The 14,955-nt window shown below is 38.2% G+C and carries 14 protein-coding genes; all 14 read left to right on the top strand.

Translation table 11 applies throughout. The annotated features are described in order from the left end of the window. Position 1 precedes the first annotated feature (1 nt). The 14 genes from MHH51_RS18640 (at position 2) to MHH51_RS18575 (ending at position 14,952) form a co-directional block, all read left to right on the top strand. Positions 2 to 844 carry a YitT family protein gene (locus tag MHH51_RS18640; RefSeq protein ID WP_147210138.1) on the top strand — a complete coding sequence of 281 codons (843 nt, stop codon included), beginning with the start codon at positions 2 to 4 and terminating at the stop codon, positions 842 to 844. A gap of 479 nt (positions 845 to 1,323) precedes the next feature. Further along, a complete protein-coding gene (locus MHH51_RS18635; RefSeq protein ID WP_246145149.1) occupies positions 1,324 to 2,040 on the top strand; it encodes a GntR family transcriptional regulator in 717 nt (238 codons plus the stop codon). An 85-nt stretch (positions 2,041 to 2,125) separates the two neighbouring features. After that, on the top strand, positions 2,126 to 3,313 hold the full coding sequence (locus MHH51_RS18630; RefSeq protein WP_339282907.1) for an SIS domain-containing protein: 1,188 nt from the start codon (positions 2,126 to 2,128) through the stop codon (positions 3,311 to 3,313). Between the two features lie 14 nt (positions 3,314 to 3,327). Continuing rightward, entirely contained in the window at positions 3,328 to 4,185 is an 858-nt protein-coding gene (locus MHH51_RS18625) for a tagatose-bisphosphate aldolase subunit GatY (protein ID WP_339282905.1), read from the top strand. Between the two features lie 27 nt (positions 4,186 to 4,212). Further along, on the top strand, positions 4,213 to 5,151 hold the full coding sequence (locus MHH51_RS18620) for a hexose kinase (RefSeq protein ID WP_246145147.1): 939 nt from the start codon (positions 4,213 to 4,215) through the stop codon (positions 5,149 to 5,151). A 229-nt stretch (positions 5,152 to 5,380) separates the two neighbouring features. Then, positions 5,381 to 6,289 carry an ROK family protein gene (locus tag MHH51_RS18615; protein WP_339286323.1) on the top strand — a complete coding sequence of 303 codons (909 nt, stop codon included), beginning with the start codon at positions 5,381 to 5,383 and terminating at the stop codon, positions 6,287 to 6,289. A 115-nt stretch (positions 6,290 to 6,404) separates the two neighbouring features. Continuing rightward, positions 6,405 to 8,018, top strand: coding sequence for an extracellular solute-binding protein (locus tag MHH51_RS18610; protein ID WP_156984967.1), 1,614 nt, complete (start codon positions 6,405 to 6,407; stop codon positions 8,016 to 8,018). 231 nt (positions 8,019 to 8,249) lie between these two features. Further along, positions 8,250 to 9,164 carry a sugar ABC transporter permease gene (locus MHH51_RS18605; RefSeq protein WP_147210719.1) on the top strand — a complete coding sequence of 305 codons (915 nt, stop codon included), beginning with the start codon at positions 8,250 to 8,252 and terminating at the stop codon, positions 9,162 to 9,164. 12 nt (positions 9,165 to 9,176) lie between these two features. Continuing rightward, positions 9,177 to 10,073, top strand: a complete 897-nt coding sequence (locus tag MHH51_RS18600) for a carbohydrate ABC transporter permease (RefSeq protein WP_156984966.1) — start codon at positions 9,177 to 9,179, stop codon at positions 10,071 to 10,073. Between the two features lie 86 nt (positions 10,074 to 10,159). Next, entirely contained in the window at positions 10,160 to 10,777 is a 618-nt protein-coding gene (locus tag MHH51_RS18595; protein WP_339282900.1) for a DUF624 domain-containing protein, read from the top strand. A gap of 20 nt (positions 10,778 to 10,797) precedes the next feature. After that, entirely contained in the window at positions 10,798 to 12,069 is a 1,272-nt protein-coding gene (locus MHH51_RS18590) for a Gfo/Idh/MocA family oxidoreductase (RefSeq protein WP_147210703.1), read from the top strand. A 132-nt stretch (positions 12,070 to 12,201) separates the two neighbouring features. Further along, positions 12,202 to 13,191, top strand: a complete 990-nt coding sequence (locus MHH51_RS18585; RefSeq protein ID WP_147210718.1) for a LacI family DNA-binding transcriptional regulator — start codon at positions 12,202 to 12,204, stop codon at positions 13,189 to 13,191. Positions 13,192 to 13,247: 56 nt separating this feature from the next. Next, positions 13,248 to 14,108, top strand: a complete 861-nt coding sequence (locus tag MHH51_RS18580) for a DMT family transporter (RefSeq protein WP_246145145.1) — start codon at positions 13,248 to 13,250, stop codon at positions 14,106 to 14,108. Positions 14,109 to 14,127: 19 nt separating this feature from the next. Further along, complete coding sequence (locus tag MHH51_RS18575) at positions 14,128 to 14,952, top strand: MBL fold metallo-hydrolase (protein ID WP_339282896.1); 825 nt, start codon at positions 14,128 to 14,130, stop codon at positions 14,950 to 14,952. Positions 14,953 to 14,955: the final 3 nt, after the last annotated feature.

Below are 14,955 nucleotides of genomic sequence, written 5' to 3'. Positions count from 1 at the left end.
AATGAAACAGGTTTTTAAGGAATTGTTTGGAATTTTTATTGGTTGTCTTCTTTTTGTTATTGGTGTTAATTTTTATATTATACCCAATATGCTCTCCGAAGGCGGAATAATAGGAATCAGTGTGATTACACATTATCTGTTTAATTGGCCATTAGGTGTAACAAATCTGATATTTAATCTGATTCTTATTCTGGCAGGCTTTAAATTATTTAAGAAAAAAACCATGTATTATACTTTGTTTTCTGTATTTTCATCCTCGTTACTTTTATATCTGACAGAGAATACAAGACCGTTAACAGATGATGTTTTGCTTTCTGCTGTATTTGCAGGATTATTTGTAGGGGGCGGATTAGGACTGATATTTAGATTTGGAGGAACAAATGGCGGAACTACTGTATTAGCAAGAGGACTGAATCAGTATCTGGGTTTATCTGTCGGAAATGCGATGCTGCTGATAGATATTATTATTGTGCTGAGCTCTGTATTTATTATTGGAGTTGATAAAGGCATGTATACAGTTATTTCCGTTTATATTGGTGCTAAGTTAATTGATTACTTTGTGGATAGAATGGATGAAAGAGCAGCGATATTTATCATGTCCAATCATGCTGATGAAATAGCAAATGATGTATTATATAAAATGGCTCATGGAATCACGATTTTAGATGGGCATGGCGGATATTCCAAAAATGAAAAGAAAATATTATATTTGGTATGCAGGAAAAAAGATATTCTGAAGACGAAAGAATTAATCAAAAAAATTGATGTGAACGCTTATGTAACTGTTCATCAGGTTCAGGAGGTTATCAGAAAAGGGTATAAAGCATCTATGACTGTCCAATAATACAGCTGCTGAAAATAGTGATTGTATGCCATGATTCAACTGGTTTCTGTCTTTAAACTTGCTATTCACAGTAAGAAAAACCAAGAAAATCACTTGGTCTTTAAAATACTGGGGTACTTACCAAGGAGATGTCCGCCGCGACGGTTTTCGGTGGGACGAGTAATCGCAGTCCCAAAATGAAAGGAAGTTCGGTTAAGTTCGCGACGTCTTGTCTCAGGCACCGAACTGACATACATCCTGTATGCCTCCGCAGGAAAAAAGTGCTCTTCTTTTTTTCGAGGAGATGAGCTCGGAGCCCATGGAAAGCGTAGTGTATTTCTGGGGTTGCGATTACTCCCCCCATGAAAACCATTGCAGCGGTGACCTAAGCATTTATATATATTTTCTTATCTTTTAAAAAAGTATTTACTTTCATTCAAAAACACGATATAGTATACATAACTGGTAATAACCAGTTGTGAGAAAGGATGCTGGAATACGTGGATAAGTCAAACAAAATTCCTTTATACCTGCAATTAATTGAAGAAATAAAGGAGAAAATTGAAAACCAAACCTATCATGAGCACGAAAAGCTTCCTTCTGAGCGGGAATTATGTGATCGTTATGAGCTGAGCAGAATTACTGTGAGGCAGGCTCTCCAGGCATTGGAGCAGGAAGGTTATATTTATAAGCTTCATGGCAAAGGAACCTTCGTTTCACAAAGAGCGTTTAAACAAGATTTAAAAAGACTTTACAGCTTTACTGATGAAATGAGAAAAAAGAATAAAAACCCACAATCAAATGTTTTAGAGTTCCAGGAGAAATCAATTGACGAGAAGTTGATGACAGCGACAGGGTTAGAAGAAGGAGAAACGGTATATGAGGTTATCCGTCTGCGATTGGCAGATGAAGAACCACTTATCTATGAGACTTCCTATATCCCGCAAAAATTTTTTCCTGGTTTAACGAAGCAGCGATTAATTGAAAAGCCGATGTATGAGGTGTTTGAAGAGGATTATCAAAGAAAAGTTACACGTGTAGAGGAAGATTTTTCAGCCACTTCTGCAGGCGAGCAGGAGGCAGTTTATTTGAAGCTGGCAGAAAATCAGCCGGTGATGCTGATTAAACGTTTTGCTTATCATCAGGAGCAGCTGATTGAATATACAATTAGTGTTGCCAGAGGAGATAAGTTTAATTACAGAGTTGAATTAACGTAAATTAAACGCGGATAAAATTGTTCGCGTTTTTTATAAAAAACATCTGGTCATGACAACATAACCAGATGAAGAGGAGGAATTTGATATGTTTCAATTAACGGAACAGGAATTAAAAGAAGGCTATGGAGGATATACAGCGAAGGAAATTAATCAGCAGCCCAAAGTATGGTTAGAGGCTTTTGCTAACTTTGAGGAAAACAGAAAGCGGTATCAGGATTTTATCCAATCTATTTTAAAAAAGCATACACAGGTTAAAGTACTTTTAGCAGGAGCTGGGACATCAGCTTTTGCAGGAGATGTTACAGCTTATGTATTGCAGCGACAATATCAGGGTGCTGTTCAGTTTGAAGCAGCAGCAACGACAGATATTGTATCGAATCCCGAAAACTATTTATTTAAAGAAGTGCCGACAATACTTGTGTCTTTTGCACGATCAGGAAACAGCCCGGAAAGTGTAGCTGCTGTTGAGCTGGGTGAACAGATAGTAAAGGATTTTTATCAAGTAGTGATTACATGTAATAAGGAAGGGGAGCTGGCTAAGCGGACAGAGAATGATGCGAATAGTCTAAGTATCTTAACTCCTGATGATGCACATGATCAAGGGTTTGCGATGACCAGCAGCTATACGAGTATGATGCTTTTATGCTACGAGCTATTTTCTCTTAAGCCAACATCAAAGCAGCGTCTTGAATTGTTAGCCAAGTGTGCAGAAAACGTTTTAGGTAGAGTTACTCCAACTGTCGAAGAAATATTAGAAATCCCTATGGACCGGATTGTTTATTTAGGATCCGGTCTGCTTCAGCATGTGGCGCATGAAGCGTCTTTGAAAATGTTGGAGCTTACAAGTGGCGAGGTGGCTGCAGTCTATGAATCTTCCCTTGGATTCCGTCATGGTCCGAAATCTATTTTGAATGATCAATCTGCAGTTGTCGTGTTTCTTTCAGAGGATCCATATACAAGAAAGTATGATTTGGATATTGTGAGAGAACTTGCAGCAGAGGATTCACAGCTGAAGCTGATTGTAATTGGAGAACGTTATGATAAGGCAGTAGAAGAGCTGGCAGATTGGTCATTGTTTGTTAACCATACCGAGTCGGTTATTCAAAATGATTTTTATAATAGCCTGCTTTATATTATCCTTCCGCAAGTGCTGGCTTTAAAGAAATCTGCTCAATTAGGAGTTACACCAGATAATCCAAGTCCAAGTGGAAGTCTCAATCGAGTTGTTCAAGGGGTTACGATTTATGATTATTCCGGAGATGGAGAAAAATAAGAGGAGGTGCTGCAATGGGAGAGATTCAGAATACAAAAGAAATGCTCATCAAAGCAAATAAAGAAGGGTATGCAGTTCCAGCATTTAATATTCATAATTTAGAAACAGTCCAAACAGTAGTTCAGACTGCAGCGGAGGAACAGTCTCCCGTTATTTTGGCAGCAACACCAGGAACTATGAAATACGCCGGACGTGCCTATATTCAGGCAATTGCAGAAGTTGCAGCAAAAGAAAATAATATTCCGATAGCATTGCACTTAGATCATCATGAAACACTTGATTCTATTCAAGCATCTTTAGAGCTTGGGACCAAATCTGTGATGATTGATGGCTCACATCATTCTTTTGAAGAAAACATTGCTATTTCCAAAAAAGTAGTGGAGGAGGCTCATGCTTATGGAGCAACGGTAGAAGCAGAGTTGGGAAAGCTTGTCGGTCAAGAGGATGATTTGATTGTGGAAGCAAGTGAAGCGGCTTATACTGATCCGGCGACTGTTATTGAGTTTGTAGAACGGACTGGTGTAGATTCTCTTGCTGTTGCTATTGGAACAGGTCATGGTTTATATGAAACAGAGCCCAATTTGGATTTTGAGCGGTTGAAAAAGATTAAAAATTTAATTGATATTCCTATTGTGCTGCATGGAGCTTCTGGTATTTCAAAAGAAGATGTACAAAAGTGTATTGCATTGGGATGTGCAAAGGTTAATATTTCTACAGAATTAAAAATCCCCTTTTCTTATGGGTTGAGGGAATATTTAATAAACCATGCGGATGAAACAGATCCAAGAAAGTATATGGAGCCTGCTAAAAAAGCAATGAAAGCCGCTGTCCAGGAAAAAATCGCTATTTGCATGAGTGCTGGTAACGCTTAAGATGAGATTGTGCACGAAAGGGGAAGAATGACAGTGATTCTTACAGTTACACTAAATCCCTCGGTGGATATACAGTATCGGGTAAAACATTTTCAGGAAAATCGTGTTCATCGTGCAGCAGCTGTATCTAAGACAGCGGGGGGCAAAGGTCTGAACGTTACAAGGGTTCTTCATCAATTGGGGGAAGAAGTGACTGCTTGCGGATTTGCGGGAGGACATCTTGGCAGCTTTATTGAAGAGGAATTAAATCATCATGGTATTATGCATTACTTTACCCCAATTGCAGGAGAAACACGAAATTGTATTGCTATTATTCATGATGGGAAGCAGACAGAAGTTCTGGAAAAAGGCCCGACAATTGCCGAAAAGGAAATAGAAACGTTTCTAGCTACTTTTCAAGAAAAGGCGGAAAAAGTAGAAGTAATCACCATTTCTGGCAGTTTACCTGAAGGTGTTCCAGAAAACTTTTATCAGCAGCTGATCGATATTGCTGTGAAAGCAAATAAACATGTATTGCTGGATACCAAAAGCTCTCTTATCCAGAATACTTTAGAAAATCAATATATTCCATTTTTGATTAAACCAAACCAGGAAGAATTTGAAGAGCTTGCAGGGATAATATGTTCGTATGAAGAAGATGTCATAAAAGCATTAAGAAAGCCAGTATTTAATGAATTATCCTGGGTTATTGTTACACTTGGAAAAAACGGAGCCATTGCAAAGTATGGTGATAAAATTTACCAGGTTGCGTGTCCGACAGTAGAAGCAGTGAATCCAGTCGGATCTGGAGATGCAGTGATCGCCGGATTGGCAGCAGGCTGCCGGCGGGGGCTGGAAGGGGAGGATTTTATCCGGTTTGGAATTGTGATGGGGGTATTAAATGCTTTAGAAGAACAAACCGGAAGAATTAGCTTAAATCAGATGGAGTATTATTTAAAACAGATTGAGGTTAAGAAAATATCATGATAAATGATAAGAGACGTATCCGAGGATGCGTCTTTTTTACTTGATAGATTAAACAAAGCTCCTTATTCTTAGTAAACTGATTGTATAAGAAGTATTTATTTGTTAATTTTTAATTTTAAAAATATTATAGACGAATAAAAAACAGTATGTTAATATAAGAAAAACATTAGTAAATAATTTATTAAATAATAAGTAAATGTTTACTTGAGGTGGTGATAAATTGGAATATGTGATTGGTGTAGATATTGGAGGAACAAAAATTGCATCAATTGTTGCAGATTCTGTCGGGAACATTGTTCATCGTTGTGAACTGCCGAGTATAAAGGAAAATCCGGAGGAAATGTTTCAGCAAGTAGTCAGATGCATTCAAAAATTAATTTTTTCAGCAGGTGTTTCTATGCAGGAAGTAACTTCAATGGGAGTTGGCGTTCCAGGGAAAGTAGACCGCGAGAAGGGATTAGCTATTTTCCAAAATAATTTACCGTGGAGGAACTTTCCTATTATTAAGAGATTGAAAGAGCAATTTCCGTCAGTAAAAAATATTACGATAGATAATGATGTGTATATGGCCGCTTATGCAGAATGGGAGGCAGCGGATTTACCAGGGAATGCAACATTTGTTTATGTGACTGTAAGTACTGGTATTTCCTGTTCGATTATACATAACGGGAATTTTCTTAGAGGAAATGGGTTTGCAGGGGAACTTGGTCTTCTTCCGATGCCGGGAATTGACCAGTCGCAGACAAGTACAACGTTAGAAAATATCGCTTCAGGGCCCGGGATTTTACAGCTGGCAAGAGACATCTATAATGATCCAGATATGGAAATAGAAACATTGTTTTTAAAATATCAAAAAAATGAAAAACAGGCTGTAAAGGTTATTAACCAGATGCTTGAATCGTTAGCTGGAGGAATTTATACCATTGCTTGCCTAATTAATCCGCATCAAATAGTTTGTGGGGGCGGTGTAATTAATCACCAGCCGTATATCGTTGATTTACTAAATAAATTAGTTGATAATTATATGATTTTAGTACAGGAGAAGGCAAATAGTCTAATTAAAGTCAGTAAATTGAAAGAAGATGCCGGAGTAATTGGAGCGAGTAGAAATGCTCTTAAAAATGTAAGCGTTTTATAATGAGCTGATTAAAAGTTATTTTAGAAGGGGGTGAAAGAAACTATATTGCAGTCTTGAGCATTTCAGTTATCGCTTTTATTAAACTAAACTATTTAATTTAAGGGGAGGGTTTTCATTGAAACTAAAAAAATTATTTATTGTGTTGATGCTGTTAGTTCTTATATTAGCTGCGTGTAGTAATAATAATTCAAGCAGTGATGCGGCGGAAGAGGAAGACTTGGATAATCTGACTGACTCTGGCTTGCCGATTGTAGAAGAACCGATTGAATTAGATATTTTCGCAGGAAAGGCACCGGCAACCGCAGATGATTGGAATGATGTTCTAATTTGGAATGAGTATGAGGAAATGACAAATATTAATGTGAATTGGGACATGGTACCGCATGAAGGGCTGAGTGAGAAACGAAATCTTGCTTTGGCAAGTGGAGATTTGCCTGATGCTTTCCATAGCGCATTAATTCCTGTTCCTGATATTTTTAAGTATGGACAGCAAGGAACCTTTATTCCTTTAAATGATCTTATCGAGGAGCATGCGCCAAATCTAAAAAGCATCTTAGAAGAGTACCCGGAAGTAGAAAAAGCGATTACGTTCCCGGACGGCAATATTTATTCTTTCCCATTAATTTATGACCCTGAGTTTTCTGCATTGCGTATTAGTGAAGGACCGTGGATCCGTGAAGACTGGCTTGAAGCATTAAACATGGACGTGCCGGAAACAACGGATGAATTTTATGAGTATTTAAAAGAAGTGAAGGAAGGTAATCCGAGCGGGGATGAAAGCATCGAGGAAATCCCATTTGGTGCACAATCCATCAATGGACTTCTCACTTATTTAAAAGGTTCTTTTGGAATCGGAAATAAAGGAAAAGGGCATCGCTTTATTGATTTAGATCCAGATGGAAAAACAGTGCGCTTTTATCCGACGACAGAAAACTATAAGGAAATGATTGAATATGTTCACAAGCTGTATGATGAAGGCTTAATTGAAGAGAATATTTTCTCTATCAGCCCGGAACAATTTTATGCAAATGCAGGTGAAGGAGTCTATGGAAGTACGTATAATCATAGCCCGGCAGAACTATTTCCTGGAGAGCATAGAGACAGCTTTACAGGTGGGTTGACATTGGAAGGTCCTCATGGAGATAAAGCATTTACCGGTATCTCATTCCCTTCCAGTACGACTGGGTTTGTCATTACCAGTCAAAATGAAAATCCGGCAGCAACTGCGCGTTGGATGGATTACTTCTACAGCGATGAAGGTGCTGAACTGTTCTTTATGGGGATTGAAGGAGAGACTTTTGAAAAAACAGAAGACGGCGAGTATGAGTATGTAGAAGAAATACGTGATAATCCAGATGGATTAACATTAGACCAGGCAGTAGCGCAATACCTGACTTGGCCGGGTGGTCAATATCCAGGAATTTTAATGGAGGATTACTTTAAAGGCGCTGAAGGTACAGAATCATCCAAAGAGGCCGCTGAAAAACTGGAGCCAGATTTTATTGAAGAAGTATGGCCATCCTTCACGTATACAGAAGAGGAGAATAATACCATGACATCAGTGGGGGCAGATATTGAGAAGTATGTAACAGAAATGACAGATCAATTTATTTCTGGTCAGACTCCGCTCTCAGAATGGGATACCTATGTTGAAACTCTTGAAAACATGGGATTAGAACAGTATATGGAAATTCAACAGGATGCTTACGAACGCTACTTGAGCAACTAAGAGAAGTACCTGATTTGCCACAGCAGACTAATTGCGAAGGAGAGCTTTTGAGAGAGGGAATGCAGAATCATTCCCTCTTGTATCCTTAAGATGCATAACCTATAGAGTTTATTCGTTTGAAAGTGCTTGATGATAGACTTGTTACTCTATAAAAGTTTTACTTTGTTAATGCGTAGTTATAGCTGTAAAAGGAGGACTAGAATGGCAAAGAATCCTGCACGCGCAATAAGCATGAATAGCAGATTAGATAGATTTAAGAAAAATGTGCTTTTAAACTGGCGATTATATGTTTTTCTTTTGCCGGCAATTCTTTACTTTACTATTTTTCATTATATTCCAATGTATGGGGTGCAAATTGCTTTTAAAGACTTTTATGCAACAGAAGGAATTACAGGGAGCCCCTGGGTTGGATTTGACCATTTTTCCCGTTTTTTCGATTCTTATTATTTTTGGAGGTTAATTAAAAATACCATTATTTTAAGCCTTTATCAGCTTATTTTATTCCCATTGCCGATTATATTCGCGCTCATGTTAAATGAACTGAAAAATGGTCCTTTTAAAAAATGGTCACAGACACTTACATATGCGCCGCATTTTATGTCTGTTGTGGTTATTGTAGGGATGCTTGTTGCTTTTCTGGACCCAATTACTGGAATTATAAATCATGTGATCACTTCTTTGGGCGGATCGTCTATTTCATTCCTTACAAGCCCGGAATGGTTCCGCCATATTTTTGTATGGTCTGGTCAATGGCAAACGTTAGGGTGGGGAACCATTATTTATTTGGCAGCATTATCCGGAGTTAATCCAGAGCTCCATGAAGCTGCAAAGATAGACGGAGCGTCAAGGATACAGAGAATCCTTCATATTAATATTCCAGCGATTTTACCGACCATTGTGGTTTTATTTATCTTAAATATTGGAAGCTTTATGGCGATTGGATTTGAGAAGGTACTCTTAATGCAGAATAACTTAAATGCGGAGACATCAGATATTATTCAGACGTTTGTATATCAAACTGGTTTGTTAGAAGGACAATATAGTTTTGCTGCAGCAATTGGTCTATTCGATTCCGTCATTAATTTAACATTGCTGGTAATCGTCAATCAAATCGCGCGGAAAACCAGTGAGAACAGTCTGTGGTAAGGAGGAATTGATATGCGAAAGTTTCAGTTGTCCGATAAGGGTTTTGATGTTCTCAATACGATATTCGTAACAATTATTGTATTGCTGATTGTTTACCCGCTTATCTTTGTATTAAGTGCTTCTATCAGTAGTCCATCTGCCGTCAATACAGGTAAAATGTGGCTATGGCCGGTAGATATTTCGTTTAGTGGTTTTAAAACAGTTTTTCAAAATGATGCAATTTGGTCCGGGTATCGAAATACGATTATTTATACGGTTGTTGGAACCATTCTTCATTTAGTCATATTATTGCCCTGTGCCTATGCTTTATCCAGGAAAGAAATTGCAGGGAAACAGTTTATTATGTGGTTTATTTTGTTCACCATGTTATTTAATGGAGGGTTAATCCCTACTTATTTGGTCATTCAGTCGTTAGGGATGATTGATACGATATGGGCAATTGTCGTTCCAAATGTTGTTGGAGCCTGGTCCATTCTCGTTGCCCGTGCTTTCTTTCAGCAGAGTATCCCGGATCAGCTTGTGGAAGCATCAAAAATTGATGGCGCTACCGATTTTCATATTTTCTTTAAAATTGTTTTACCTCTATCCTTGCCAATTATTGCTGTTATGGCATTATTCCATGCAGTTGGTTTATGGAATCAGTACTTTAACGCATTAATCTATTTATCAGATGAAACGAAATATCCTTTACAGCTGATTTTAAGAGAAATATTAATCTTAAACGAAGGAATGACTGGCGGGGCAGGTAGTGAAGGAGGATCAGTGAATTCATTTGCGGAACAAATTGAGACAGCCTCTCTCATTAAGTATGCAGTTATTATTGTATCTTCTTTGCCGCTCTTAATCGTGTATCCATTTGTGCAGCGTTTCTTTGTCAAAGGTGTATTGATTGGATCTGTAAAAGAATAAGAAACGATAATTAAATTAGCAATGTTTTCAACTTTAAACATATTCCATATCTTAAATTTGAGATATGTACAACAGGAGGGGAGAAAATGACAGGATTTATTGCAGGATATTATAATTTTTGTCTATGGATTACGAGATTTCTATATGTTCACTTTCTATGGGGAGGTTTTACAATTCTTGGTCTGGGTGTGCTGGGAATAATGCCTGCAACGGCTGCTATGTTTGCCGTTGTCCGGAAATGGGTTCAAGGTGATGGTGATAGACCAATATTTCCATTGTTTAGGAAGACGTATAAACAGGAGTTTCTGAGAAGTAATATTCTTGGAGGTATACTCTTTTTCATCGGTTATGGCTTGTTTATCCAATATCAAATATTACGTTCGCAGGAAGAAGCTGTGTATTATGTTGCAAGCTTTGCTATCCTTGCTTTAGCTGTCTTATTTATTGTGATTCTCCTGTATTTCTTTCCTGTATTCTCACATTTTAAGCTGTCAAATATACAGTATCTATTATGGCCGTTTATGATTGGGTTTTTACATCCCGTCCTGACGATAGTTTTGTTTATGGCCGTCGCAGGAATCTATTATCTTGTTTTTATCAGTATGCCCGGATTGCTATTTTTAATGGGAGGAAGTGTGGCTGCTTTTATCTTAACATGGGGAGGACAGTTAACATTCGCCAGATTTGAGCGTAGAGCAGAATAAATTTATAAGGAGGAATAAATATGCAAGCAAAAAAAGCTGTATTGATTGGTGCGGGAGATCGTGGAGCCAGAGCGTATGCTCCTTATGCATTAAATTATCCTAATGAACTTCAAATTGTCGCAGTAGCCGATCCGAATGATGAACGGAGAAATCGAGTGAAAGTAGAATATGAACTGGAGGAAGATGCTTGCTACACCTCCTGGGAAGAGCTTTTGCAAGGGGGTAAAAAAGCAGATATTGCAATTATTTGTACCTTAGATCGTTTCCATTATGAACCGACCATAAAGGCATTGGAAATGGGATATCATGTTCTTTTGGAAAAGCCGATGTCTCCTGATCCAAAGGAATGTATTGAGATGGAGGCGACAGCAGCTAAGTATAATCGTCAGCTGACCATCTGCCATGTGCTTCGTTATACAGAATTCTGGTCAACGATTAAGCAGGTTATTGCACGTGGTGATATAGGGCAGGTTGCCTCTATCCAATTGAATGAAAATGTGGAAATTATGCATATGTCGCATAGCTTTGTACGGGGAAATTGGAGTAATAAAGAGAAGTCGAGCCCAATGATATTACAGAAATCCTGTCATGATATGGACATTATTAATTTTGTTATGGGGAAAAAATGTGAGCGTATCAGCTCCTATGGTTCGTTAATGCATTTTCGAAAAGAAAATAAACCAGAAGGAGCTCCCAAACGCTGTTTAGAAGGATGTCCAGTTGAATTGGAATGCCCTTTTCATGCAGGACGCTATTATTTAGGTGAGGGCAGAGGCTGGGCTAAAAAGTTCACGGAAGATCATACCAATGAAGGAATTATTAAAGCACTTAATGAAACGGATTATGGGAAGTGTGTGTATCAATCCGATAATAATGTGGTAGATCACCAGGTTGTTAATATGGAATTTGAAGATGGGGCTACGGCAACCTTCAGCATGTCAGGATTCACCAGAGAGCAGACGCGTATGGTACAGATTATGGGTACAAAAGGTGAAATTCGGGGTAATATGGCTGAGAACCAAATTTCTGTTTACGATTTTTCAAGTAAGCAGGAATCCATTATTAAGTTTAGCAAACCAGTTGGCGGTCATGGCGGCGGGGATAATAATATTGTTCGTACGTTCCTGCATGATATTGATCATTATGGAGAGCAGGAAAGCATTTCCTCTGCTGCTACTTCATTAAGGAGTCATTTAATGGCATTTGCTGCTGAAGAATCAAGGCTTAATCACGGACAGTCTATTCATATTGATGATTTTTATTCTGCGTATGCGACTGGAGCAATAAAATAAATCTTTAAAAATATTGATTCCATAATAAAAGATTGCCGTTAACCCTTTCGAAAACCCAGAATTATCATGATTTTTAGAAATAAAAGTGGTACGATTAATACGAATGACAGAGGGGATAAAGAAGGTGTTTACATGGCAACGATTAAAGATATTGCGAAATTAGCTGGTGTTTCAGCGGCAACGGTTTCACGTGTATTAAATTATGATGCGTCCTTATCCGTGACAGATCAGACAAAAAAACGGATATTTGAAGCAGCAGAAGAGCTCTCTTATCAAAAGAAATCGGCCCATAAATTTGGAGGGCATAAGATTGCAATTGTGCATTGGTATACAGAACAGGAAGAATTAAATGATTTATATTATTTATCGATTCGTCTGGGAATTGAACAACGCTGTAAAGAATTAAATATGAATGCAGATGTCTATTTCTTTGATAATATCAATGAAATAGCGTCTAAAGATGTTGATGGAATAATTGCTGTTGGAAAGTTTAGTTATTCCCAGGTAAAAGAATTGGCAAAGGTTAATCAGCATGTTGTCTTTGTTGACTACAGTCCCGATCAGGACCATTTTGATGCGGTGATTGTTGATTTTGAGAGGGCAACCTATAAAGTGATCGATTATTTCCTGGAAACAGGCCATCAGGAAATCGGCTTTATTGGTGGCAGAGAAATTGCTAAAGGAGAAAAAGAGGTTATTCCTGATTTGAGAGAGCGGACATTCTGCTCTTATATGAAGGAGTTAGGTTTATTTCAGCCAGATTATGTTTATGTTGATATTTTCTCCGTTGACAACGGTTATAAACTTATGAAAAAAGCAATTGAAGAGCTGGGTGAACGATTACCGTCTGCTTTCTTTATCAGCAGTGATGTCATGGCAATTGGAAGTTTAAGAGCATTACATGAAGCAAATATCTCAGTGCCGGAAAGAGTAAGCATTATTGGAATCAACGATATGTCTATTTCAAAGTATGTTTACCCTTCACTGTCTACAGTGAAGGTATTCACAGAAGAGATGGGAGAAGCTGCAGTAGATACATTGTTAGAACGCTTAGACGGAAGAACTATTGCAAAAAAAATATTATTGGCTACAGAGTTAATTTTGAGAGATAGTGTGAGGTAAGAAAGTCTCTACTATGGAAAGTTTAAGAACAGGTCAAATATAAGGGAAGTGAAAGATTGTCAATATGGGCGTTATCTCTTGTTATGACTGCAGCAATCCTGCATGCAATCTGGAATTTTCTCGCTAAAAAGTCATTGGGAGGTACTTCGTTTGTATGGCTATATACATTCACAAGTACAGTAATTTATAGTCCGCTTGTTTTAGGGGTTATTTTGTGGACGGATGTAAGCATTGGATGGGTGGAGGTCGGATTAATAGCAGCAAGTGCTTTATTGCATTTGCTGTACGCTGTAACGCTGCAAAAAGGATACAGGATTGGCGATTTCTCGCTTATTTATCCTATCGCAAGGGGAATAGGTCCGATGCTGATTGCATTTGCTGCATTTTTCATACTGAAGGAAGAATTAAACGGATTAGGAAAAATGGGTATTTTTCTAATTATTTGCAGTGTGTTTATTTTTACCGGTGGCTTTCGGATTTTGAGAGAAAGAACGGTGCTTTCTTCCATTCTTTATGGCCTTTTAATTGGCTGTATGATTGCCAGCTATTCACTCTTAGATAAGTATATCGTCAGTGTTTCGATAATCCACCCGATTTTGCTTAACTATGGAACCAATCTGGGAGTAAGCCTTCTGTTATTTCCGTTTGCAAAGAAACACTGGCAGGATGTTCGTCTGGATTGGAGCAGCAGAAAATTGGAAACAATCGGGATTGGTCTATTTAATCCACTGGCGTATATCCTCGTCCTGATTGCAATGGTTCATGCTCCTGTGAGTTATGTAGCTCCTGTAAGAGAATTGAGTATTTTAATCGGAGCTGTTTTAGGGGTTGTCTTTTTGAAGGAAAGCTTTGGAAGACAACGGATAATTGCTGCTCTTGTTATGGTTATAGGCGTTATTATGGTAGCTGTTTCTTAGCTTTGGGGAGGGATTATAGATGAAGGTACATTTTTTAGGAACGGCAGCTGCAGAAGGCTTTCCAAATGTATTTTGTAGATGCCAGGCTTGTCAGGATTCCAGGAAGGCAAAGGGAAGAAATATCCGTACTCGAAGCTCTGTCATTATTGATGATGCATGGAGAGTGGATTATCCGCCGGACGCTTATTATCAAGCAGTAAGAGATGAGATTGATATGTCCAAAGTGAATCACCTTTTACTGACACATACACATTACGATCATCTCTGTGCAGGGGACCTGCTTTCTCGTACTGAAGGCTTTGCCCATGGTGTAGAAGAGCCTTTAAATATTTATGGAAATGATTTAGCTCTGCATCAATGTAGAATTGGTTTTTTAGAGGAAGGCAGTATTCAAAAGCAATTTATGATGAAAAGATTAATACCTTTTGAAGTTTTCTGGATTGGGCAGGCAAAAATTACTCCGATTTTGGCAGATCATGATCCGCGGGAAACCTGCTTTTTATTCTTTATAGAAAAGGATGGCAAGTATTTACTCTATGGAAATGATTCCGGCTGGTTTCCTGAAAAAACATGGGATTGGCTCAAAGGCAAGAAGATCGATATGGCGATATTGGATTGCACAGTTGGACAGAATGGAAATCCTAAAAGCCGTAACCACATGAGTGTGGAAACGGTTATAGAGGTGCAGAAGCAGTTTCAGGCGTGGAATGAAGAAAATGCAAAGACGCAAATTATCGCAACGCATTTTTCTCATAACTGCGGATTGCTGTATCAGGATCTAGTGGAGATATTTGAACCTTATGGGATTGAGGTTGCTTATGATGGATTGATTAAGTACATATAAAAA

Origin of the sequence: Oceanobacillus sp. FSL K6-3682 (assembly GCF_037976165.1) — a bacterium.
Lineage (GTDB): Bacteria > Bacillota > Bacilli > Bacillales > Amphibacillaceae > Oceanobacillus > Oceanobacillus sojae.
Note: the sequence above shows the minus strand (reverse complement) of the source record. Positions and strands in the feature narration are given on the sequence as shown.

Excerpts from the sequence above, each read along its gene's own strand:
- MHH51_RS18640 (WP_147210138.1), top strand. The coding sequence starts at position 2 with ATGAAACAGGTTTTTAAGGAATTGTTTGGAATTTTTATTGGTTGTCTT.
- MHH51_RS18590 (WP_147210703.1), top strand. The coding sequence starts at position 10,798 with ATGCAAGCAAAAAAAGCTGTATTGATTGGTGCGGGAGATCGTGGAGCC.
- MHH51_RS18625 (WP_339282905.1), top strand. The coding sequence starts at position 3,328 with ATGGGAGAGATTCAGAATACAAAAGAAATGCTCATCAAAGCAAATAAA.
- MHH51_RS18605 (WP_147210719.1), top strand. The coding sequence starts at position 8,250 with ATGAATAGCAGATTAGATAGATTTAAGAAAAATGTGCTTTTAAACTGG.
- MHH51_RS18575 (WP_339282896.1), top strand. The coding sequence starts at position 14,128 with ATGAAGGTACATTTTTTAGGAACGGCAGCTGCAGAAGGCTTTCCAAAT.
- MHH51_RS18620 (WP_246145147.1), top strand. The coding sequence starts at position 4,213 with ATGACAGTGATTCTTACAGTTACACTAAATCCCTCGGTGGATATACAG.
- MHH51_RS18600 (WP_156984966.1), top strand. The coding sequence starts at position 9,177 with ATGCGAAAGTTTCAGTTGTCCGATAAGGGTTTTGATGTTCTCAATACG.
- MHH51_RS18585 (WP_147210718.1), top strand. The coding sequence starts at position 12,202 with ATGGCAACGATTAAAGATATTGCGAAATTAGCTGGTGTTTCAGCGGCA.
- MHH51_RS18595 (WP_339282900.1), top strand. The coding sequence starts at position 10,160 with ATGACAGGATTTATTGCAGGATATTATAATTTTTGTCTATGGATTACG.
- MHH51_RS18630 (WP_339282907.1), top strand. The coding sequence starts at position 2,126 with ATGTTTCAATTAACGGAACAGGAATTAAAAGAAGGCTATGGAGGATAT.